At 63.8% G+C, this 22,692-nt stretch carries 19 protein-coding genes and 1 riboswitch; of the genes, 14 read left to right on the forward strand and 5 right to left on the reverse strand.

Annotation, left to right across the window (positions count from 1 at the left end; translation table 11 throughout):
- Positions 1-308 precede the first annotated feature (308 nt).
- The 9 genes from NKJ06_RS06610 to NKJ06_RS06650 all read left to right on the forward strand — a co-directional run bounded on the left by NKJ06_RS06610 (position 309) and on the right by NKJ06_RS06650 (position 11,855).
- Positions 309-1,154, forward strand: a complete 846-nt coding sequence (locus NKJ06_RS06610) for a carbohydrate ABC transporter permease (protein WP_352631469.1) — start codon at positions 309-311, stop codon at positions 1,152-1,154.
- A complete protein-coding gene (locus tag NKJ06_RS06615; protein WP_352631471.1) occupies positions 1,151-1,996 on the forward strand; it encodes a carbohydrate ABC transporter permease in 846 nt (281 codons plus the stop codon). The genes NKJ06_RS06610 and NKJ06_RS06615 overlap by 4 nt, the downstream gene beginning before the upstream one ends.
- Before the next feature lie 21 nt (positions 1,997-2,017).
- On the forward strand, positions 2,018-3,058 hold the full coding sequence (locus tag NKJ06_RS06620; RefSeq protein WP_352631473.1) for an ABC transporter ATP-binding protein: 1,041 nt from the start codon (positions 2,018-2,020) through the stop codon (positions 3,056-3,058).
- A gap of 21 nt (positions 3,059-3,079) precedes the next feature.
- The gene (locus NKJ06_RS06625; protein WP_352631475.1) at positions 3,080-4,360 is read left to right on the forward strand and encodes an amylo-alpha-1,6-glucosidase; all 1,281 of its coding nucleotides are present in this window, start codon (positions 3,080-3,082) and stop codon (positions 4,358-4,360) included.
- 116 nt (positions 4,361-4,476) lie between these two features.
- The gene (locus NKJ06_RS06630) at positions 4,477-5,874 is read left to right on the forward strand and encodes an SWIM zinc finger family protein (protein ID WP_352631477.1); all 1,398 of its coding nucleotides are present in this window, start codon (positions 4,477-4,479) and stop codon (positions 5,872-5,874) included.
- Positions 5,871-7,298 (forward strand): DUF5691 domain-containing protein, encoded by a 1,428-nt coding sequence (locus NKJ06_RS06635; protein WP_352631479.1) that lies wholly within the window; start codon positions 5,871-5,873, stop codon positions 7,296-7,298. The genes NKJ06_RS06630 and NKJ06_RS06635 overlap by 4 nt, the downstream gene beginning before the upstream one ends.
- 31 nt (positions 7,299-7,329) lie before the next feature.
- The gene (locus NKJ06_RS06640; protein ID WP_352631481.1) at positions 7,330-8,409 is read left to right on the forward strand and encodes an ATP-binding protein; all 1,080 of its coding nucleotides are present in this window, start codon (positions 7,330-7,332) and stop codon (positions 8,407-8,409) included.
- 4 nt (positions 8,410-8,413) lie between these two features.
- Entirely contained in the window at positions 8,414-10,636 is a 2,223-nt protein-coding gene (locus NKJ06_RS06645) for a DUF5682 family protein (RefSeq protein ID WP_352809418.1), read from the forward strand.
- A complete protein-coding gene (locus NKJ06_RS06650) occupies positions 10,629-11,855 on the forward strand; it encodes a VWA domain-containing protein (RefSeq protein ID WP_352631485.1) in 1,227 nt (408 codons plus the stop codon). The genes NKJ06_RS06645 and NKJ06_RS06650 overlap by 8 nt, the downstream gene beginning before the upstream one ends.
- A 59-nt stretch (positions 11,856-11,914) precedes the next feature.
- On the opposite strand, the gene fba is transcribed toward NKJ06_RS06650, so the two are convergent.
- Positions 11,915-12,979, reverse strand: a complete 1,065-nt coding sequence (gene fba / locus NKJ06_RS06655; RefSeq protein WP_352631487.1) for a class II fructose-bisphosphate aldolase — start codon at positions 12,977-12,979, stop codon at positions 11,915-11,917.
- Between the two features lie 375 nt (positions 12,980-13,354).
- On the opposite strand from fba, the gene NKJ06_RS06660 reads away from it, so the two are divergent.
- Entirely contained in the window at positions 13,355-13,702 is a 348-nt protein-coding gene (locus NKJ06_RS06660) for a hypothetical protein (protein WP_352631489.1), read from the forward strand.
- A 140-nt stretch (positions 13,703-13,842) separates the two neighbouring features.
- Here NKJ06_RS06660 and NKJ06_RS06665 read toward each other — a convergent pair whose 3' ends face one another.
- Together NKJ06_RS06665 and NKJ06_RS06670 are read right to left on the reverse strand one after the other, a co-directional pair.
- Positions 13,843-14,316 carry a 6,7-dimethyl-8-ribityllumazine synthase gene (locus tag NKJ06_RS06665; RefSeq protein WP_352631532.1) on the reverse strand — a complete coding sequence of 158 codons (474 nt, stop codon included), beginning with the start codon at positions 14,314-14,316 and terminating at the stop codon, positions 13,843-13,845.
- Positions 14,317-14,393: 77 nt separating this feature from the next.
- Positions 14,394-14,541, reverse strand: a riboswitch (FMN riboswitch).
- A gap of 71 nt (positions 14,542-14,612) precedes the next feature.
- Positions 14,613-15,788, reverse strand: a complete 1,176-nt coding sequence (locus tag NKJ06_RS06670; RefSeq protein WP_352631491.1) for an MFS transporter — start codon at positions 15,786-15,788, stop codon at positions 14,613-14,615.
- Positions 15,789-15,836: 48 nt separating this feature from the next.
- Here NKJ06_RS06670 and NKJ06_RS06675 point away from each other — a divergent pair, with 48 nt between their 5' ends.
- Positions 15,837-16,376 (forward strand): Lrp/AsnC family transcriptional regulator, encoded by a 540-nt coding sequence (locus tag NKJ06_RS06675; protein ID WP_352809421.1) that lies wholly within the window; start codon positions 15,837-15,839, stop codon positions 16,374-16,376.
- An 18-nt stretch (positions 16,377-16,394) separates the two neighbouring features.
- Here the strand turns inward: NKJ06_RS06675 and mtnA are convergent, their stop codons facing one another.
- Positions 16,395-17,489: an S-methyl-5-thioribose-1-phosphate isomerase gene (mtnA, locus tag NKJ06_RS06680; protein WP_352631493.1), complete on the reverse strand. Its 1,095-nt coding sequence runs from the start codon at positions 17,487-17,489 to the stop codon at positions 16,395-16,397.
- Entirely contained in the window at positions 17,486-18,760 is a 1,275-nt protein-coding gene (gene mtnK / locus NKJ06_RS06685) for an S-methyl-5-thioribose kinase (RefSeq protein WP_352631495.1), read from the reverse strand. Before mtnK ends, mtnA begins: the two co-directional genes overlap by 4 nt.
- 135 nt (positions 18,761-18,895) lie before the next feature.
- Between mtnK and NKJ06_RS06690 the strand changes: the two genes are divergently transcribed.
- The 3 genes from NKJ06_RS06690 to NKJ06_RS06700 all read left to right on the forward strand — a co-directional run bounded on the left by NKJ06_RS06690 (position 18,896) and on the right by NKJ06_RS06700 (position 22,588).
- A complete protein-coding gene (locus NKJ06_RS06690; RefSeq protein ID WP_352631497.1) occupies positions 18,896-20,407 on the forward strand; it encodes a sugar ABC transporter ATP-binding protein in 1,512 nt (503 codons plus the stop codon).
- An 82-nt stretch (positions 20,408-20,489) separates the two neighbouring features.
- Complete coding sequence (locus tag NKJ06_RS06695; protein ID WP_352809424.1) at positions 20,490-21,485, forward strand: ABC transporter permease; 996 nt, start codon at positions 20,490-20,492, stop codon at positions 21,483-21,485.
- 50 nt (positions 21,486-21,535) lie between these two features.
- Entirely contained in the window at positions 21,536-22,588 is a 1,053-nt protein-coding gene (locus tag NKJ06_RS06700; RefSeq protein ID WP_352809426.1) for a substrate-binding domain-containing protein, read from the forward strand.
- Positions 22,589-22,692: the final 104 nt, after the last annotated feature.

A 22,692-nucleotide genomic window follows, 5' to 3' on the forward strand; every position in this document is an offset into this window, starting at 1 on the left:
CCGGTGCGCCCGATGCGCTGCCGGCTCTGCTGCCGATGGGGCTCGGCGATCTCGGCGGCAAATTCAATCAGGTCTACACCGACAGTTTCGAGCGCATCGTGCTCGGCGGTGAGGATGTGCATGGCGTGCTTGGCGAAGAGGCCACGGTGCTCAAGGGCCTGATCGACCAGGCCAAGGCGCCATGCTGGGCACCTGACAAGCCATCCACTGGCGCTGCCCCCGTCTACAAACTCCCCCCGTGGGGGCGCCGGTCGTTGGTGCCAAGCGGGGCGCCCAGACCGCAGCACTTGACCGCAAAGGACACCACCATGCCCGGCAAGGCTCTGCCATATCTGCTGCTGATGCCGGCGACTGTGTTCCTCTGCATCTTCTTCCTCTACCCGTTCGCGCTGGTCGCCTTCGAGGCGGTCACCCGCGACGGTGCCTTCACCCTCGACAATTTCCGCACCATGGCCGGCAGCTGGAAATTCCCGGTCACGGTCCGCAACACGCTGCTGCTTGCGGTCATCGTCGTGCCGATCCAGCTCGCCATGGCGTTGCTGATGGCGAGCGTGGTGGCGCGGCTGGAGACCGGACGCAGCGCGGCGCTCTATGTCTTCGCCATTCCGCTCGGCATTTCCGATCTCGCCGCCGGGCTGATCTGGCTCGCCATCTTCGACCAGTCGGGCTTCCTCAACACGCTGCTTTCCAGCCTGGGCGTTGTCGACAGGCCGATCATGTTCCTCGGCTACCAGAGCAAGCTGACCATCTTCATCGCCGTGGCGCTGGCCGAGATCTGGCGGGCCACGGCGATCATGATGGTCATCCTCGTCGCCGGCATGGGCCTGATCCCCAAGGAATACTACGAGGCAGCGGAGGTGTTTGGCGCCAACCCATGGCAGCGCTTTGTGCGCATCACGCTGCCATTGCTGCGCCCCAGCCTGCAGACGGCGATCATCCTGCGCGTCATCCTCGCCTTCGAGGTCTTTGCCGTCGTCGCAGCGCTTGGTGGTACAAATCTGCCGGTGCTGATGGGCGAGACCTACAATTGGCAATTCACGCTGCAGGACCGCAATGTTGCCGCCGCTTCGGCGCTGCTCATCCTCGCCATCTCGATCGCCTTCACGCTGTTTTTCCTCAGGGTGCTGCGGGTGCCAAAGGAGGCGCGGATATGAGCGCCATCGCCGAAGTACCGGCCACGGCGACCGCCGATGCGCGCAAGGCTGGCGACTGGCTGCTGATAGCCACTGCCATCCTGCTCTGCGTCTGGGTGCTGCTGCCGATCTACCTGTTGATCGTCAACGCGCTGTCGTCGCCGGATGAGGTCACGGCCTTCCCCAAGCGTTTCTTTCCGTCCTTTGATCCCGGCAGCCTGTCCTTCTTCATCAATTTCGCCGGTGTCGCCAGGGCGCTATGGAACTCGGTCCTCGTCGCCACCCTGACGATGATCCTGTCCATCGGCTTCGGCGCTCCGGCCGGCTACGCGCTGTCGCGCTTCGACTTTCTCGGCAAGGAAACCTTCCGCTTCCTGGTGCTGATGACGCGCGCCTTCCCGTTGCCGCTGCTGGCATTGCCGCTGGCGGTCATGTTCATCCGCACCGGCCTCGACGACACCGCCATCGGGCTGGCGCTGGTCCACACCACGCTGGCGCTGCCCTTCGCCGTGCTGGTCACTTTCTCGCTCTTCTCGGGCATTCCCGTCGAACTCGAGGAGGCAGCCTGGACGCTCGGCTGCACACGATGGCAGGCCTTTCGCAAGGTCATCCTTCCGCTGGCGCTGCCGGGCATCGCGGCCTCGGCGGTATTTGCCTTCACCATCTCCTGGAACGAGGTGTTTGCCGCCGCCGTGCTCACCATCGAGAACCGCACGCTGACCGCCTTCCTGCTGCAGAGCCTCGGTGAATCGCCGCTCTATCTCAAATTCGCTGGCGGTGCGGCACTGGTCGTGCCGGCGCTGGTCTTCATCTTCGCCGTTCGAAAATACCTGTTTGCCATGTGGGGGATCGCCAACCGATGACGCAGGGCACGGAGACCGCACATGGCTGAAATCGCGATCAAGGGGGTGGCAAAACGCTTCGGCGGCTTCACCGCCCTGCATCAGGTCGACCTCACCATATCAGACCAGGAATTCATGGTGCTGCTCGGCGCCTCTGGCTGCGGCAAGACCACCCTGCTGCGCATCGTCGCCGGGCTGGAAACACCAAGCCAGGGCGAGGTCTGGATCGGCGGCCGTCGCATCGATCATCTGCCGCCACGCGACCGCGGCATCGCCATGGTGTTCCAGAACTACGCCGTTTTTCCGCATCTGACCGTGTTCGAGAACATCGCCTTCGGCCTGCGCATGAAGAAATTGCCGCAGGCCGATGTCGAGCGTCGTGTCACCCGCACCGCCGAGCTGATGCACATCGAGCAACTGCTGAAACGCTATTCGGGCCAGCTGTCCGGCGGCCAGCGCCAGCGTGTCGCCGTCGCCCGGGCGCTCGCCATGGAGCCCGACGTCATCCTGATGGACGAACCGCTGTCGAACCTCGATGCGCTGTTGCGGCTGGAGATGCGTGCCGAGCTCAAGGGTGTGCTCGCCGCCTCGAAGACCACCACCATCTATGTCACCCACGACCAGGTCGAGGCGATGAGCCTCGCCGACCGCATCGCCGTCATGCATCAGGGCCGCATCGTCCAGGCCGCGTCGCCGGTCGAGGTCTACCGCAATCCGGCCGCGCGTTTCGTCGGCTCCTTCATCGGCAATCCGCCGATGAATTTTATCCCGGCGACCAAGGCCGCGAATGGCAGCTGGACCGTTGCCGGACTGACGCTGCCCGGCCCCAAATCGGACAGGGAGAGAATAGAGTTCGCCATCCGTCCCGAAGACGTCGACGCCGGCGACGCGGGTCTGCACGCCACTGTCCGCGTCATCGAGCCGCTCGGACCGCATACGCTGGTCACCTGCGATGTCGAGGGCGGCCTGTTCCGCGCCATCCTAGACTCGAATGCCGGCGTCCAGGTCGGTGATCATCTGCGCCTTGCGCCCAAACCCGACCGCATCCGCTGGTTCGATCCCGAAACCACCAATGCCCTTTGATGCCGAAAGCTTTGAACTTCCATGACTGCTTCTGCCACCAGCGACATCATCGCCCGCGCCGTCGAGGTGCTGAGAGAAAACGACCAGGGCGCCTACACCATCCCGACAAAGGGCCTTTATCCGTTCCAGTGGAACTGGGATTCCTGTCTCACCGCGATCGGTCTTGCCCACTATGACAAAGCCCGCGCCTGGACCGAGATCGAGACATTGTTCGCGCATCAATGGCCGGACGGCATGGTGCCGCACATCGTCTTCCACGTCTGGAGCGACGGCTATTTTCCCGGGCCGGAAGTCTGGCGCACCGGCCGCCCGACGGCCACCTCCGGCATCACCCAGCCGGCCGTTGCAGGCTTTGCCATACGGCGTCTGTTCGACCGGGCCAAGGACAAGAAACTGGCTGCGGAGCGGGCCCGCGCGCTGCTGCCGAAGATCGACGCCTGGCACCGCTGGTTCTACGAAAACCGCGACCCCAGAGGCGAGGGGCTGGTCGCCATCATCCATCCCTGGGAGTCCGGGCGCGACAATTCCATCGACTGGGACGATGCCTTCGAGCGCGTACCGACCGAAGGCGTCGAGCCCTACACGCGCCGCGACATCCTGCATGCCGACCCTGCGCACCGTCCGACACAAGGGCAGTATGACCGCTACATCTGGCTGCTGCAGCTTTTTCGCGGGCTTGGCTGGGACAATGCCAGGCTGCATGACGCCTCGCCCTTCCAGGTCGTCGATCCCGGCTTCAACGCCATCCTGATCCGCGCCTCAACCGATCTTGCCGATCTTGCGGAGGCGCTGGGCGAAACCGGGATTGCCAGCGCCAATCGTGCCCGCGCTGAAAAGGGCCTGGTGGCGATGGAGCGGCTGTGGAGCGATGCGCACGGCCAGTATCTCTGCCTCGACCGCGTCACCGGCAGACTGATCGACAGCGCCTCCGTCGGCGGCATCCTGCCGGCCTTCGCGGCGATACCGGAGGCTCGCATCGCTGCGCTGGCCGCCACCGTCGAACGCCTAGCCGCCAAGGCGCGCTATGTCGTGCCGTCGCATGATCCCGGCGATCCACGTTTCGACGCCAAGCGCTACTGGCGCGGCCCGGTCTGGCTGGTGGTCAACTACATGATATCAGACGGCCTTGCCGCGGCCGGCCACAACGACGCGGCACAGCGCATCACGCAATCCAGCCTGGATCTGATCCGGGAAAGCGGCTTTGCCGAATATTACGACCCGCTCACCGGCGACCCGCTCGGCGGCGGCCGCTTCACCTGGACGGCGGCGATGGTGATAGAGTTCTTGCGCAACGCGCGTTGAGCACTTGCGGTCTTGTGGATCGATCTCTATCCCTATCCCTCTGTTGCTACAAGAATCCGTCACATCAGGCCATCTATACTGGCAACCGGAATTCGTTCGAGCGACGGGGAGGCGGCTTGGAATTCGACTTGAAAACCATCGAGGCGCTTGCGCCCGACCAGGCGTCGTTGAGCGCCGCTTCCAAGTTGACCAAGCAATCGAACTGGCCACGGCTTGAAAAGAACGAACAGCTGGCTCTCATCTGGGGGGAATGCCAGGGTTCCGGCTCCAATCCCTACCGCGTGGTCGTCGACACTGGCGACCATGGCTACAAATGCAGCTGCCCGTCGCGAAAATTTCCCTGCAAGCACACTTTGGCGCTGATGTGGATCGCCGCTGCCGCGCCTGCCAGCTTTGTCGCCGCAGGCTCGACCCCGGAATGGGTGAATGATTGGCTCGGCCGCCGCAGGAAGGCCTCGCCGCAGCCGGCGGCGCCAGCATCCGGTGCGGGAGGCAAGAGCATCGGCGAGGCCTCCCGCGACGACGAAAGCGCAGATATCGAGGACGCAGCCGCGGTCCAGCGCCGCGAGGCCGCGCAGCGCAAGCGGACGCTGGATACGCAATCCGCGGTGTCGGCAGCGCTGGATGAGCTGGACCAATGGATCGCCGATCAGCTGCGGCTTGGTCTTGCCGCCTTTGTCGACAACAGCAGCGATCGTTGCCGCCGTATTGCCGCACGGCTGGTCGACATGAAGGCGACAGCGCTTGCCGGCCGCATCGACGAGATTCCGTCACGGCTGATGGGGCTGCGCAGCGAGGAGCGCCCGGACGCCGCGATTCGCGAACTCGGCAAGCTTGTGCTGCTGGCCAAGGCCTGGCGATCGATCCCGGACGATCCTGAGCTGAGGCGGCTCGTATCCACCTCCGAAAGCCGCGAACAGGTTCTGGCCAATCCGGATGCGACACAGGTTGAAAGCGTCTGGGAGGTGCTTGGCGAGAAGATCGAGTCCCGCCGTGACGGTCTCGTCAGCCATTCGACCTGGCTGCTTGACCTGAACAGCGCTCGCCCGCAATTTGCTCTCCTGCTCGACTATTTTCCGGCCTCGGCCGGTCGCCGGTCGAACGCCTTCACACCGGGCGACCGGTTCGACGCCCGTCTGGTCTTCTATCCGGCACGTCAGCCGCTGCGGGCACTGGTGGCCGATCGCAAGGGCGACGTCTCGTCCGGTGAGTGGCCCGACTTTACCGTTGGCGCTGCGGATCCGCTCGCGGCCCATGCCGCTCACCAGGACACAGCCCCCTGGCTCACCGACTGTCCTGTCATGCTGCCGCCCGGCGCGATTCTGCTGGACGACCGGGGCGCCTCCTGGTGGCAAGCCGCCGGCGAGTCGCACGGTATCGCCTTGCCGATCGTCGACACGGTCAATCCAACGCTGCTTGGGCTGGACCTCAAAGCAACGGCCGCACTTTGGAATGGCAGCCGGCTGGACCTTCTGGCGGCGCAAAGCGGGTTCGGGAGGCTTGATCTGTCGTGAACGAGATCGAACAGACAAGCCTGGCGACCATGCGCGACTGCTGGATCACCGGCGGCACCGGCTTCGATCTGGCTCCGGCCGCATGGAAGGAGATTGCCGGCAGCGCAAGCCCCGACGAACGCGAGCGTCGCCTGTTGGCAATCGCCGCACAAGCTCTCGACATTGCCTTGCGGCCGGCCGCGCCGCAGACACTGAAACGCCGCCCACCGCTGCCTGAACTTGCCTTGCCCATGCTGCCGGAGAAGCTGCGGCCGTCTTTGCGAGCCGCGCTGAAGCATGCGGCCGACGCAAGATACAAGACACGCGTGGCAGCGCTCGTTGCCAGCCGCGGCTTCGTGCTGCATCCAATGGATTGGATGCCCGCCGCGTCGTATCAGGAAAGTCCCGACGTTTATGCGCCGTGGGTCGACTGGCAGGCAGGTGCGGACGGTGAAAAACCTGCAAGCCCGGAGCATCTGACGGCGGAAAACTGGGATGAATTCTATCCCGCCGCACGCCGCGCCGCCCTCGCCGATATGCGCCGCATCGCGCCGGCTTCGGCTCGGCAACTGATCGAGACCAAGGCATCCGGCGAGCCGGCGGAGATCAGGATTGCACTCGTCGACCTGCTGCGCTTCGGCCTTGGGTCCGATGACGTGCCGTTCCTGAAGCGCCTCACCGCTGATCGTTCCGGCAAGCTGCGCGACCTCGCTGGCCGGTTGCTGGCAAGATTGGGGGAGCACGACTCTCCAGGCGTTGGTGGGCCGGAAGATCCGGGAACCGAACTCGCAGCCTTCATCGCGGAAGGCCAATCCGGCTTCATCCGCCGCCGCACCACCTACACGCCGGCAAAACTCAAATCGCCGGCGCAGGAAAGACGTCGCGCCGAACTGTTCGAGACCTGTAACCTGGTCGATCTTGCCGCGCGCTTCGGCGTCACCGAATCCGATTTTATCGGGGCGTGGCAATTCGGCGCCGACAACAACGCCGATATCCTTGTCGCTCGAATGGTCGCTGCATCGGGCAGCGAAGCCGCGGTGACGCACATGGCGGATACCCTTGTCGCCGAAGGCGGCAAGCCGGCGCTTTTCGTCCTCCATTTGATGCCGCGCCTGGACAGCCGGCGGCAGCGTGTCCTGATAAGGCTGATCCTGAAGGACACGCAACATCTTGGCGCGCTCAGCCTGGCCGAGGGCATCGAAGCAAGCTGGTTGGACTGGGCCGACCTGACAAACGGCAAGACGCTGCCGGCGCTGCGCGCCGCTGTCGCGGGAAACGATGACGCTGTGAAGCGCGGCGTCGACCAGCTTCTGGAAACGCTGGGCTTTCTCGCCACGGCGGCGACAGCGGAAAAACTGATTGGGGATGTTGTCGCGGCCGGTATGGCTCCGGCGGCGCCTTCGCTCGGTCTTCTGCGCCTCAACGCCTCGATGGCCGCGCCTTGAACCGACACATGATCAATCCGGAGAACAGCAAATGAACGCAGCCATCCGTCTTCCGGTCGAGCAGGCCTATGCCGCCGAGTTGCAGGCGCTCGCACGCAACGACGACCAGCAACGACCTGCCGGATGGAGCCTGTCGCCAAAGGCGGTCCTGACTTACCTGCTCGGCGGAAAAGCCGACGACGGGACATCGATAACGCCCAAATACGTCGGCCGCCGCCGGCTGATGGAGACCGCCGTGGCGACGCTCGCCACCGATCGCGCGCTGTTGCTGCTCGGCGTGCCGGGCACGGCGAAATCCTGGGTGTCGGAACATCTCGCCGCCGCCATCATGGGCGATTCGACGCTGATCGTGCAGTGCACGGCCGGCACCGACGAGAACCAGATCCGCTATGGCTGGAACTACGCGCAGCTTCTGGCCAAGGGCCCCAGCCAGGACGCGCTGGTGCCGACGCCGCTCTACCGCGCCATGCGGGATGGCAAGCTCTGCCGTCTCGAAGAGCTGACGCGCATGGGCTCGGACGTGCAGGACACGCTGATCACCGTGCTGTCCGAAAAGATGATGCCGATCCCTGAACTCAACACGTCGATCTATGCCCAGCGCGGTTTCAACATCATCGCCACCGCCAACAACCGCGACAAGGGCGTCAACGAATTGTCCTCGGCGCTGAAACGCCGCTTCAACGTCGTCGTGCTGCCCTTGCCCGAAGACATGGCGGAGGAGGTGGCGATCGTCTCCAAGCGCGTCGGCGAGATGGCCGGCGGTCTCGACCTGCCGGTGCCGAAGAATGTCGGCGAGGAGATCGCTCGCGTGCTGACCATCTTTCGCGAGTTGCGCTCCGGTGCGACAGCTGATGGCAAGGTGACGTTGAAGACCCCGTCCGGCTCGTTGTCCACGGCCGAAGCGATCGCCACCATGGTCGGCGGCCTCAGCCAGGCGGCCTGGTTCGACAGCGGCAAGCTCGGTGCCGAAGGCCTGGCTGCCAGTCTCGTCGGCGCGATCATAAAGGATCCGGTGCAGGACAAGCTGGTGCTGGAGGAATATCTGGAGACCGTGCTCAAGAAGCGGCCCGACTATGCCGGCTACTACGCGGCCTTGAACGCAGCGATCTGAAGCCATGGCATCAGGCGACGTTTCCTATTTCGGCATACGCCATCACGGGCCGGGCTCCGCCGAGAGCCTGGTGCAGGCGTTGCGGGACTTGAAACCGGTCGCCGTACTGATCGAAGGGCCGGCTGACGCTTCGGCGCTGTTGCCGTTGCTCGCCAGCCCGCAAATGCAACCGCCGGTAGCGCTGCTCTGCTATCCGGAGGACGATCCGGCCTCGACGAGTTTCTGGCCGTTCGCCGAGTTTTCGCCGGAATACCAGGCGACCCTGTGGGCCGTCGCCAACAACGCGACGGTGCGGTTCATCGACCTGCCGTCATCAGCGCGGGCTGCGCCGGTTGAGATCGTCGAGGAGGCCGATACCGATGGAACTGAAGCCAACGTCGAGGCTGACTTGGCGCCGCATTTGCGGGACCCGATCGGCACGCTGGCACAAGCCGCCGGCTATGAGGATGGCGAGAGCTGGTGGGCCGATATCATCGAGCAGAACCCTGAGCCCGGTCCCATCTTCGCGGCAATAGCCGACGCGATGACGACCTTGCGCGAAGGTGAAGGTCCGCTTGCCGAATTCGAGGCAAAGCGCGAAGCGCATATGCGACTTGAAATCGCTGCCGCGCGCAAGGAATTCGAGGGGCCGATCGCTGTCGTCTGCGGTGCTTTCCACGTGCCGGCACTACAGGCGACGCGACCGCAGAAAGAGGACCAGGCGCTGCTTAAGGGGCTCGCCCGGCGCAAAAGCATGATGACCTGGGCGCCATGGACAGGGCCGCGTCTGGCGCTGGGCTTCGGCTATGGCGCCGGCGTCGTCGCCCCCGGCTGGTGCAAGCATCTGTGGCAGACGCGTGGGCAAGGCGACGCCTCGGTCTTGTGGCTCGCGCGCATCGCCATAGTCCTGAGAGCGAAGGGGCACCTGATCTCGACCGCCTCGCTGATCGAGGCCGAACGGCTGGCCCGCACGCTGGCTGTGATCCGCGAGCGGCCAAAGCCCGGCTTCGAGGAATTGCGCGATGCCGCGATCGCCGCCCTGTTCAACGGCGAAGCGCTGTTGTGGGCGCTAGATGTCGGTGAAATTCCGCCCGACACCCCGCTGGCGCCGTTGATCGAGGATCTGCAACGCAACCAGAAAGCAGCGCGGCTGAAGCCCGAGGCGCTGGAGCGCGAACTGTCGGTTGATCTGCGCAGCGAAAGCGGGCTGTTCAGGTCGACCTTGCTGCACCGTCTGAACGTGCTTGGCGTGCAGTGGGGCAAACTGACCGACAGCGGTCGCAGCCGCGGAACGTTTCGCGAGCGCTGGGCGCTCGCCTGGGAGCCGGAATATGCCGTTCGCCTGGTTGAGAACCTCGTCTACGGGCCGACCATCGAAAAGGCCGCCAATGGCCGGCTGATCCAGATGATCCGCGCGGCGACATCTCTCGACACGCTGGCGGGATTGGTTCAGGGCGCCATCACGGCAGACCTGTCGGAAGCGTCGACCGCCGGTCTCGCGACATTGGAGGAACGGGCGGCGCGCAGCAGCGAATGCCTGGAAATCCTGGCATCGGTGCCGCCGCTCGCCGACATCATCCGCTATGGCGAGGCGCGCAAGACGCAAACGGCCCGCCTGTCGGGCCTGCTGGAGCGGCTGATCATCGAAGGCGGCATCGCGCTCCCCTACGCCGCCCGCGACCTCGACGCCCAGGCCTCCACGACGCTGGTCGGCGCCATGCGCAAGGCCGACGAGGCGATCAGGTTGGTCGCGCCTGGACAGGACGTGCTGGACGCCTGGCGCCATGGACTGGCTGCGGTGCTCGATGGATCGCGATCGACAGCGCTGGTGGCAGGCTGTGCCGCGCATCTGCTTTACGAGGCTGGCCACTTGTCCGCTGAAGCCGCGGCGGCCCTGATCGCACGGCGCCTGTCGCCGGGTACGCCGGTCACAGAGGCGGCAGGGTTCTTCGAGGGCTTCTTCAGCACCGCCGGTCAGCGCTTGATCTATGACGAGAGCCTGCGCGGCGCGGTCGACACCTGGCTCAATTCCCTCGATGAAGAGGCCTTCATCGCGCATCTGCCGCTGCTGCGCCGGGTCTTTTCGCATCTGGACTCGATGGAGCGGCGGCGGTTGATCGAAGCGGTCCTCGGCCGCGCCAGGCGCTTGCCGGCGGGGCTGACGCCGACGCCGGATGGCGGTGAAGCCTGGCGCCGCCACCTAGAACGGCTTGGCCCCCTACTGATGAGCGAGACCGGCAATGGATGACGAAGCCAAGACCAGCGAAACCGAGCCGGCCGGCGACGGACGCGAGCGCCGCTGGCGTCTGGCGATCGGCGCCGGTGACGAGGCCTCGTCAGCGCTTTCCGACAATGACAAGCGGCTCTCGGCGGCACTCGATGCACTCTATGGCGATGGTGCAGGCGACGCCGCTGCCGATCCGCGCAAGCGGCGCGGCGGGCTCGGTCGCTCGGCGCCCCGGGTGGCGCAATGGATGGGCGACATCAGGTCGTTCTTTCCCGCGCAGGTCGTGCAGATCGTCCAGAAGGATGCCTTCGAGCGGCTCAACCTGAAGCAGATGCTGATGGAGCCGGAGTTCCTCAAGGCGATCGAGGCGGACGTCAATCTCGTCGCCGACCTGATTTCGCTGCGCTCGGTCATGCCGGCCAAGACCAAGGACATTGCACGTACGATCATCGCCGATATCGTCGCCAAGTTGATGCAGCGGCTGGAGCAGAAGACGACCGAGGCGATACGCGGCGCGGTCGACCGGTCACAACGCACCAACCGCCCACGCCAGCGCGATATCGACTGGCCGCGTACGATCTCGGCCAACCTTCGCCATTACCAGCCCGAGCACAAAACCATCGTGCCGGAGAAGCTGGTCGGCTTCATGCGCAAACAGCGAAGGCTGGTCGACCTGGATGAGGTCGTGCTGTGCGTCGACCAGTCGGGTTCGATGGCAAGCTCGGTGATCTATGCTTCGATATTCGCCGCGGTGATGGCCTCGCTGCCGGTGGTGCGCACCAAGCTTGTCTGTTTCGACACCGCCATCGTCGACCTGACCGAGGAGCTTAGCGATCCTGTCGAAGTCCTGTTCGGCGTGCAGCTTGGCGGCGGCACCGATATCAACCAGGCCGTCGCCTATTGCGCGGACCGCATCGAACGGCCGACCAAGTCGCATATGGTGCTGATCACCGATCTTTATGAAGGCGGCAACGCTCAGGAATTGCTGCAGCGGCTTGCAGCACTCGTTCGCTCCGGCGTCAACCTCGTGGTGCTTCTGGCGCTGACAGACCAGGGCAGGCCTGGTTATGATCCGAAGATGGCGGGCTCGGTAGCCGCGCTCGGCATTCCGGTCTTTGCCTGCACGCCGGATCTGTTTCCAGACATGATGGCGGCGGCATTGCGACGCGAGGATATCGGCACATGGGCGGCCGGCGCCGACATCAAGCTTGTTCGTGCCGAAGCCGAAGCGCCGGAGTGAAACAGCTGGTCAAGAGCTGCCAGGATGCTCATGGCAGCTCTGGGAGAGATCGCTGGAGCTCAGCCAAACTTCGGGTCGAGACTGCCTGACTTATACCGCTTGGCCATCTCCGCGACCGGCAGCGGCTTGATCTTCTGCGCGTTGCCGGCGGTGCCGAACTGTTCGAAGCGCTCCTTGCAGAGCTTGCGCATGGCCGCCATTGCCGGTGTCAGATATTTGCGCGGGTCGAACTCGCTCGGGTTCTCGGTCAGCACCTTGCGGATCGCGCCGGTCAGCGCCATGCGGTTGTCGGTGTCGATGTTGATCTTGCGCACGCCATGCTTGATGCCGCGCTGGATCTCCTCGACCGGCACGCCCCAGGTTGGCTTCATCTGGCCGCCATATTTGTTGATGATCTCCTGCAGGTCCTCCGGCACCGAGGACGAACCGTGCATGACCAGATGCATGTTGGGCAGGCGGCGGTGGATTTCCTCGATGACGTTCATGGCCAGCACCGCGCCGTCAGGCTTGCGCGAGAATTTGTAGGCGCCATGGCTGGTGCCCATGGCAACCGCCAGCGCATCGACATGGGTATCCCTGGCGAACTCCACCGCCTGTTCCGGATCGGTCAGCAACTGGTCGTGGCTGATCGCGCCTTCGACGCCGTGACCGTCTTCCTGCTCGCCGCCGCCGCTCTCCAGCGAACCGAGCACGCCGATCTCGCCTTCCACGGACACGCCGCCCCAATGCGCCATGTCGACGACGCGTTTGGTGATGCCGGAATTGTAGGCGTAGTCGGCAGGCGTCTTGCCGTCTTCCTTCAGCGATCCGTCCATCATGACCGAGGTGAAGCCGTACTGGATCGCGGTGACACAGGTGGCTTCGTTGTTGCCATGGTCGAGATGCATGCAGACCGGAATGTCGGGATGGATTTCGACCAGCGCATCGATCAGCTTGGCCAGCACCACGTCATTGGCATAGGCCCGCGCCCCGCGGCTTGCCTGCAGGATGACCGGTGATTTGGTCTCCTCGGCGGCCTCCATGATGGCGAGGCCCTGTTCCATATTGTTCATGTTGAAGGCGGGTACGCCGTAGCCGTATTCGGCGGCGTGGTCGAGCAATTGTCTCAGTGTTATGCGAGCCACCCAATAGTCTCCCGTATCTGGTTTCAAGCGCAACGTCGCGGGCCAGCCATTCGCCGGCCGGCCCTTGATGCTTCTGGCCGGATTTCAGCCCAACCGCAACCTTCAGAGGTCTTCTCGATCGCAATTCTTGTTGCAGGGCTGAAATCCGGCTGTTTTGGCGCACAAAATCAAGTGGCACCTCTGCGCAATTTCACCCGGTTAGGCCGATGCCCTCACTCAGGAATGCTAGGCTTGTGATAAACGATCGCATCAACATCGTCGGATAGAGCGTCTCGGTTTCTCCCACGTGGCTTCCAGCATTTACCTACCCCGCAGATCATGCCTATGATCGGCGGCACTATGTTTGAGTTTATTAGACGGGACAGGTCTGCGAGTATGTACAAGACCCTACTTGATTATGGTGGTCCGCAGGCCCTTCTTGCGTTCTATTGCCTTGTTGCGGCGGTTGGATTTATGACGTGGCTAATCCTCCCTATAAGGGACACGCGTGCGAGCCTCATCGCGTCGATCCTGGGCTGGATTTCTGCATTTTTCGTTCTTCTCGTGGCTCTGGTATTTCGAGATTCTGACCGTTTTCTACAACATGGTATCGGTGGCGGCTTAGATGTCCCCGCACTCATATGCCTCGTTCTGCTCCCTACAGATATCGTTCCGATCATGGCTTTCTTTCTGTTCGGCCGCGTCGTTGGCAGGGTAGCGAAGCGCATCGTGCGCGGCCATTAATCCCCAATAAAAGGCCTCACCGCTTTGAGGAGAGCGGGCTTGGCGAGGGGGGCGAAGCCACTGGAGATGAATATCCGCCCGATTATGATGCGCCCCGCTCGTGATCGATCTCTTCCGATCTAGTGCTACATCTGGCGACCTTACGCCGCGATCAATTCCCGCGCCGCCAGGAGTTGCACGCAGGCGTTGGCCGCTTCCTTGCCCTTGACGGCGAAGTGCTCGAAGAAGAAGCGGTGGTGCTCGGCGCTGTCGTGGTAGTTGTGCGGGGTGAGCACCGCCGACAGCACCGGCACGCCGGTCGACAACTGCACGTTCATCATGCCGTCGATCACCGCGCTGGCGACGAACTCATGCCGGTAGATGCCGCCATTGACGACAAAGGCGGTGCCGAGGATCGCGGCATAGCGGCCGGTTTGGGCCAGGGTCTTGGCGTGCAACGGAATTTCATAGGCGCCCGGCACATCGAAGACATCGACGGCGAAGCGTTTCTCCCCAAGCGCGGAAAGCTCCGCCTCGAAGGCTTGCACGCATTGGTCGACGATATCCGCATGCCAGCGCGCGCGAATGACGGCGATGCGAACAGTTTCATAGTCTTTATGGGAATGCTGATTCATGGGTCCATCCTTCCGTTTCGAACCAGAATCAGGACGCACGATACGAATTCCGGCTCGCGTGAGCGGTCCGTTTTCCGTTTCGTTCTCTTCCATCCGGACTCTAACCGTCGGCTCCGGAATCATACCGGATCTGCTGACCTTTCCGATTTTACCGGAAAGCGCTCGCGGGCTTGGGCCGAGACCCTTACCGCCGGTGGGGACTTTCACCCCGCCCTGAGAACTTTAACGGCTTTTTATGGAAGGGCAGGAGTGCCGCTGTCAACCGTGAGAAGGTTAGGCCAGTCACGTTCTGTCGACTACCTCGTGCGCCAAGCCGCCGCCGAAGCGGCAACCAGCATCAGCAATGCCGCGACCATTGCGCAAGTGGCAAAGCCGAAGCTGGAGTAAAGCGGTCCGAAGCTGGTTGTGCCGACAAAGACGGCGAGATAGGTCACCGCGCTGTTCAGGCCCATGATCGTACCGCGCCGCGACGGATCAAGTGCCGACAGGCGCATCACCAGGACATTCAGCCCGAAATGATTGGCCAGTCCCCAGACCGCCACCATGGTCAAGGTCAGCCCGAAACTGCCGCTCGTCGCGGCCATGGCGACGTAGACGACGGCGACCAGAAGATAGGCGAATGGCATGACTCGGCGCGCACCAAGCCGGTCGATGACGCCATCGAGGAGAGCAGCCGTGCCGAAGCCGATGCCATAGGCGAGTGCCGCCAGGCCGTTGGCGCTGACCGGCTGTCCAAGTCCAACGTGAAGGTGGTCGCCGAGATAGCCATAGACACCGTAGAAGGCGGTCATGAAGGCGGCGCAGGCAATGAGCAGCGGCACGATGCCGGGAATGCCGAGCGCGTCCAGCGGCGTCGGCGCCGGGCCGCTCTTCCTGACGTCGCTCAGCGACGACAGTGTGAGCCAGGCCAATGCCAGCATTGCCAGCAGCGCGACCGCCGCGAAAACGGCGCGCCAATGTACGAGATCGGCAAGCACCGCCGAAAGCGAAACACCGGCCACCATGCTGAGCGTCCATCCGGTCAGCACGACGCCGATCGTGCCGCTTTCACGGCCGGGCGGCGCGATGGCGGCCGCACTGGCATAGATCGCCGGCATGGCTATGCCTGCAGCGATGCCCGCCAGCAACTGTGCCGCGACCAGCATAACCACCGTGGGCGCTATCGCACTTGCGACCAGCGCGATCGCCAGCAGCAACAGTGCGCCCTGCAGCATCCGGCGCGCGCCGAGCCGGTCGATATAGCGGGCCAGGAACAGCGCGCTTGCGGAGGTGCCAAGGCCGAACGCGGCCGCCGCAATCATCACGGCCGGCACACTGGTGCCGAACGACGAGGCCACGGCAGGTGCAATCGGACCCAACACAAGCGAATTCGAGCCGATGACCGCAATGCATCCGGTCAGCAGGTAAGCCAGCGCCGGGATAGGGGCTCGGGCGCTTGGCGCCAATGGTGCAACTTGATCTGCGTTCGCCATATCGTCATAATCGCCGTATTTTATTCAGCTGCAATCGGGAAAGTCGTCATGGATGAAGAAACAGATGGTATTCCGCAGAACAAGGCTGCGGCCCGCGACCTCGACGCGATAGACCGAAGAATATTAGGCGTCCTGGTCGACGACGCCACGATCAGCTACGCCGAACTGGGCGATCGCGTGGGCTTGTCGCCTCCTGCCGCGCACGAGCGGGTCAAACGCCTTCGGCGCAGCGGCGCCATCCGCAACACCGCAGCGATCATCGATCCCCGGGCGGTAAAAAAGCCGCTGCTGGCTTTCGTGCATATTGATACCAAAGGCTGGGGAAAGACTCCGGAACTGATGGCGGTCTCGGAGTATCCGGAAGTTGAGGAGATCCATTCGGTCGCCGGTGACAGCTGCATGCTGCTCAAGGTCCGCACCGAGGACACCAGGGCGCTCGAGGGATTGCTGTCGCGCCTTTACGAAACGCCTGGCGTCACCTCGACACGCAGCTATGTGGTGCTGTCGACCTATCTCGAGCGGCCGGTGCAGCCCGGCACCACCACCGAGTGGCCAACGCCGCGGCACATGGCCAAGCCGCTGTATTGAGGGTTCGACGACCGGCTCCTACCCGCGCTCGGGAAACATGGCCTTCAAGCCTTCGCGCGATGCCTTGGCGACGCCGCGTTCGGTGATCAGGCCGGTCACCAGCCGCGCCGGCGTCACGTCGAAAGCCGGGTTTGCCGCGGGCGTCGTCTCCGGCGAAATGCGCACCTGGGCAATCTCGCCGGCAGCGGTCTTGCCCCAGACCAGCGAGACCTCATCGGCCGAGCGCTGCTCGATCGGGATTTCGGTCAGCCCGTCATGCACCATCCAGTCGATGGTCGGCGACGGCAGTGCGACATAGAACGGCACATCATTGTCGGCGGCGGCGAGCGCCTTGAGGTAGGTGCCGATCTTGTTGCAGACATCCCCATTGGCAGTCGTGCGGTCGGTGCCGACGATGACCATGTCGATCTCGCCGCGCTGCATCAGATGGCCGCCGGCATTGTCGACGATCAGCGTATGCGGCACACCGTGCCCCGCCATCTCCCAGGCGGTCAACTGGGCGCCCTGGTTGCGCGGCCGCGTCTCGTCGACATAGACGTGGACCGGAATGCCGGCCTCTGTCGCCAGATAGATCGGCGCGGTGGCGGTGCCGTAGTCGACGGTGGCCAGCCAGCCGGCATTGCAGTGCGTCAGGATGTTGACCGGCTCGCCCTTCTGCTTGCGCGCCGCGATCGCCTTGATGATGGCGAGGCCGTTCTCGCCGATGGCGCGGTTGAGCCCGACATCCTCGTCGGCGATCTCACGGGCCCGCCGATAGGCGGCTTCGGCGCGTTGTTCTGCCGGCAGCGGGCGCAGAAAGCGCCGCATTTCATCCAGCGCCCAGCGCAGATTGATCGCGGTCGGGCGCGTCTCGTGCAACGTCTCCCAGACGGCGTCGAGCGCTACATCGGACGCATCGTCGGCCATCTGCATGGCGACGCCATAGGCAGCGGTGACGCCGATCAGCGGCGCGCCGCGCACCCACATGTCGCGGATCGCGGTGGCGATGCCGGCAACCGTGCCGATCGTCTCGATGCGGAAATCATGCGGCAGCCAGCGCTGGTCGATGATCTCCACCGAACGCCCGTCGTCGCTCAGCCAGATGGTGCGATAGTGGCGGTCGCCGACGTTCAAATGCTGCTCTCCTGTTCGATCAGCGCGGCCAGTTGGTTGACCTCGTCGATGCTGTGGATATGGCGCCGGTTGACGGCGATGTGACGACCGAATTTCAGCGCCTTTGCTTCACAACTGGCGCGCAGATCCTCGTCGGCAATGGTCTCGAAATCGGCATTGTGGGCAAGGCCGAGGATGCGCCGGTGAACCTCGATGCCGGCAAAGCCGAGCAGATCGGTCCAGATCTGGTGCAGCACATGGTCGAGCGCCTGCTCGGCGCCAAGCCTGTCGCCCTGAGCCTCGAACAGGCTCTTCTGATAGAGCATGCCGGTGCGTTCGGTGCGCCACAGATGCGAGAATTCGGCGCGGAACACTGACCAGGTCTCGACCGTCACGCCGAGCAGATAGGCGCGCATGGCATCGCGCTTTCCTTCCTGCTCATGCCCGCGCTGCGAGAAGAACGACATCCAGAAATTGGCGAGCAGCATGCCGACATCGAAGGCCATCGGGCCGTAGAAGGCGAACTCCGGATCGATCATCCGGGTTTCGGTGTCGGTGACCATGATCGAGCCGGAATGCAAATCGCCATGCAGCAGCGTTTCGGCATTGGCGGCAAAGATGTGCTTCAGCCGCTGCGCCTCGACCTTGAGGTCGCGGTCGGCGCGCAATTCGGCGACGATGCCGTCCAGTTGCGGGCTGGTGTGCCGGTTCATCTTGGCGTCGAAATAGGGGTCGGAGAACACCAGGCTCTCGGTGATGTCGCAAAGCTCGACATTGTCGGCGAACAGCGCCAGGTCGGCCTTGCGGTCCTTGGCCGCCATATGCAGGTCGGAGCCACGAAACAGCGTGCGGGCCATGAACAGGCCGATATCCCGGGCAATGTTCGGCAATTGCCGGCCTTCGATCAGCGCGCGGCGCAGGATGATGTGCGGCGGCGCCAAATACTCCATGATGATCAGCGCCTGGCGTTCATCGAAATAATGGATCGCCGGCACCGAACCCGGCGCGCGCGCCTCTTGCCTTGTCAGCGCATGATATTCGAAGAAGGAGCGTTTTAAAGGCAGCGGCCAGCTGTCGCCGACCAGACGGACATAGGGCAGGGCCTGCTTGACCACCGCCGCACCGCTGGCGCCCTCGACGATGAAGACGAGGTTGAGATTGCCGTCACCGACCTCGCGGACCTTCCAGCGTGCGGTGTCATTGCCGATCTTCGCGCACAGCGCGTCGTTTGTGGCAAGGCGGGCAGCCAGGGTCTCGACCGACAGGGCTTCGAACGGTAAATTTTCAGTCATCGTCATCCTCCCGCATATGCGCTCCCAACATAATTGAGGCATGGCGGCTGGGCCAAGCTAGGAAGCGATCTGGCAATTGTCAATCGTGTTGACAATTGCCGGTACAGCCCATAGCGTCATGTCAGGGAGGAACGCATGGTCGGCAATGCCGTGTTCCGCGTAGAGGGACTGAGGAAATCCTTTGGCCACAACGAGGTGCTTGGCGGCGTCTCGCTTGAATTGCATGCGGGCGAAGCGACCGTGCTGATGGGCGCCAACGGCGCCGGCAAATCCACCCTCGTCAAGATCATCTCCGGCGTCTACGAACGCGGTGGCGGCACGATGGCGCTCGCCAACCAGGATTTTGCGCCGAAAACCCCGGCTGAGGCGATCCGCGCCGGTGTCGTCACCGTTCACCAGAACATCAATGACGGTGTCGTCGCCGATCTCGACGTCGCCACCAATCTGACCCTGGACAGGCTGAGCGGCGGCGGTGCGCCGACCCTGTTCAATCCGGTCCGAGTGCGCCGGGAGGCCAAGGCGGTCGCCGACCGCATGGGGCTGGCCATCGATTTGAAAGCCCGCGTCAGCGATCTTTCGCTGGCCGATCGCCAGATGGTGGCGATTGCCCGCGCACTGGCGCACCAGCCGAAAGTGCTGATCCTCGATGAGCCGACCTCATCGCTCTCCAGCACCGAGGCTGATCGGCTGTTTACGCTGATCGACAGGCTGCGCGAGCAAGGCGTGGCGATCCTCTACATCTCGCATCGCATGTCGGATATCAGGCGGTTGGCCGACCGGATCGTCTCCATGCGCGACGGGATCATCTCGGGCATCTTCGACATGAAGCCGCTCGACTATGAAGGCGCGGTCAACGCCATGCTCGGCCGCAAGATCCATCTCGACCAGATCGTTGTCAGGAATTCGGCCAAGGCAATCCTGACGATCGAAGGCCTGCGCATCGCGCCGGGCGCCAAGCCGATCTCGCTGACGCTCGGCGACGGCGAGGTCGTTGCGATCACCGGGCTCGTCGGTGTTGGCAAAACGGCGCTCGCCGAGACGTTGTTTGGCGTGCGCCAGCCATTGTCCGGCACCATGACGATGAACGGCAAGCCTTATGCGCCGCGATCAACGGGTGAGGCGATCGCCGCCGGCGTGTTCCTCGTCGCCAAGGACCGCGGCGAAAACGGCATCGTCGGCGGCTTCAACATCCAGGAAAATATCAGCCTGCCGTTTCACAAGCGCATGTCACGTTTCGCTGTTCTCAAGCGCCGTCTCGAACGCGCCACCGCCCGCCGGCAGATTCAGGAACTGGGCATCGTCTGCCGCTCCGAGAAGGACGAGATGTCGGAGCTGTCCGGCGGCAACCAGCAGAAGGTGATGGTCGCCCGCTGGATGGCTCAGGATGCAAGACTGTTCATTCTGGACGAGCCGTTTCAGGGCGTCGACATTTCCGCCCGGCGCGACATTGCCGCCAAGCTGAGAGCGAGTGCAAACGGCCGCGCCACGCTGTTGTTCGTCACAGAGCTCGACGAGGCGCTGGAAACCGCCGACCGCATCCTGGTGATGTCTGAGCAGACCCTCGTCGGCGAGCACCGCAATGCCGATGTGGATCTCGATCGTCTGCTGGCCGAGGTCGCCGGCGGTCCGCTGCACAGTGCCGCATGAAGGCAGCGATGAATAGGAATTGGAACGGAGAGACCATGGGTTCGAGTTGGGTAAAGACGGCAGCGGCGCGCGGGAGCGCTGAATGACGTTGCGCGACCATGCCATCCGCTATGGGTTTATCGTGCTCCTGTTCGGGCTCGTCGCCTATTTCGCGATCGCCGCCGACGGTTTCGTCTCGCCGCAAAGTGCCGTCTTCATCTTCCAGTCGGTCGCCATCACCGGCGTGCTGGCGCTCGGCGTCACCGCGACGCTCGTCGTCGGCGGCTTCGACCTGTCGATCGGCTCGGTCGCCACATCGGCCATGATGGCGGCCGCCTATGTCATGGTGGTGCTGGAGCAGAACGCTTTCATCGCGGTCGTCGTCTGCCTCCTGATCGGCGCCATTGTCGGCCTGATCAACGGCTGGCTGATCGTCTACATGCGCGTGCCCGATCTGCTGGCGACGCTCGGCATGATGTTCCTGCTCATCGGCCTGCAGCGCATTCCGACCGAAGGCCGTTCGATTGCCACCGGCATGACCATGCCGGACGGTTCGGTCGCCAACGGCAAATTCTCTGACGCCTTCCTGGCGCTCGGCCGCCACCGCTTCGATTTCTTCATCCCCAACCTCATTCCGGTGTCGGTCGTGGTGCTGCTCGTGCTCGCCGTGCTGATCTGGTTCTTCCTCGAATACACCCGCTTCGGCCGCATGATGTATGCGGTCGGCAGCAACGAGCGCGCCGCCGAACTCGCCGGCGCGCCTGTCAAGGCATACAAGATCTGGGCCTACGTCATTTCAGGAGTTTTTGCCTCGATCGGCGGCATTTTGCTCGCTGCCCGGCTCGGGCGCGGCGACATCGCCTCGGGTAATAATCTGCTGCTCGATGCTGTTGCCGCGGCGCTGATCGGCTACGCGGTGCTCGGCGCCGCAAAGCCGAACGCCTTCGGCACCGCCATCGGCGCGCTGTTCGTCGGCATCTTGCTGCAAGGCCTGACGATGATGAACGCGCCTTACTACACGCAGGATTTCGTCAAGGGCGTGGTTCTGGTCGTCGCCCTTGTCTTCACCTTTGCCCTTTCGGGCAGGGGCAGGAGGTAGCTTTCGACCGGAACAGGATTTTGGGTTCAACAAGAGTGGAGGAAAACAAAATGAGCATTACAAGAAGACTTCTGGGGAAGATGGCGCTCGGATTGGCCGGCGCAACCATGCTGATGCAGGTCCCGGCTTTTGCCGCGGACAAGCCGGCGCCTTTCGATAAGCCTGGGGTCAAGATCGCGCTGGTGCGTTATCTCTCGACCGGCGACTTCTTCCAGGCCTATCTCTCGGGCGTCGAGGCGCAGTCGAAGGCTCTCGGCATCGACCTGCGCGTGCTCGACAGCCGCCAGGACGCCGCGCTTCAGTCCGATATGGTCGACCAGGCCATCGCGCTCGGCGTGCAGGGCATCATCATCCAGCACGGCCTGACGGAATCGATGAAGGACGCAGCCCAGCGCGCGGTCGACGCCGGCATCAAGGTGGTGGCCTTCGACGTCAATGTCGAAAACCCCAAGATCCCGCAGGTCGAGCAATCCGACCGTGACTTGGCGCGCCTCGCGCTCGAGCAGGCGGTCAAGGACAATGGCGAGAGCTGGAATGCCGGCTATGTCTATGTCGCCGGCATCGCGCCGCTCGACCGCCGCAACGAGACCTGGGTCGACGTGAAGAAGAAATATGCGGGCGTCAAGGAAGTCGCGATGTTCGGCACGCTCGACAACCCGATCGCCAACTCCGTCGCCAATCAGGCGCGGTCGGTGCTGTCGGCCCATCCCGATATCGAGGTGATGTTCGCGCCCTATGACGAATTCGCCAAGGGCGTGAAGATCGCTGTCGACGAAGCCGGCCTCAACAAGGGCATCAAGATCTATTCGGCCGACATTTCGACCTCGGATATATCAGCGATGCGCGAGCCCGACAGTGCCTGGGCGGCGACCGCCGCCACCAATCCGGCCGTCGTCGGCCAGGTCTCGGTGCGTGCGCTGGCACAGCTGCTGGCCGGTGAAGACCCCGGCCACAACGTCGTCGTGCCGCCGACGCTGATCACCCAGAAGGACCTCATCGACAAGGACATCAAGAACATGGAAGACCTGTCGGCCAAGCTGCCGCAGTTCGCCCATGCCGATGTCGCGATGCCAGCCTGGATGCCGAACCCGAACGTCAAGTAGGCGTCGCTATCGAAGGCCGCTTGCAGCAGCTTGTTGCAGGCGGCCTTCTTGCCGAATATTTGTAGAGCTGGCTCGTAGGTGCCGGCCCAAGGTTCGGTGCGTAT

Origin of the sequence: Mesorhizobium sp. M0293 (genome assembly GCF_040321735.1) — a bacterium.
Taxonomy (GTDB): domain Bacteria; phylum Pseudomonadota; class Alphaproteobacteria; order Rhizobiales; family Rhizobiaceae; genus Mesorhizobium.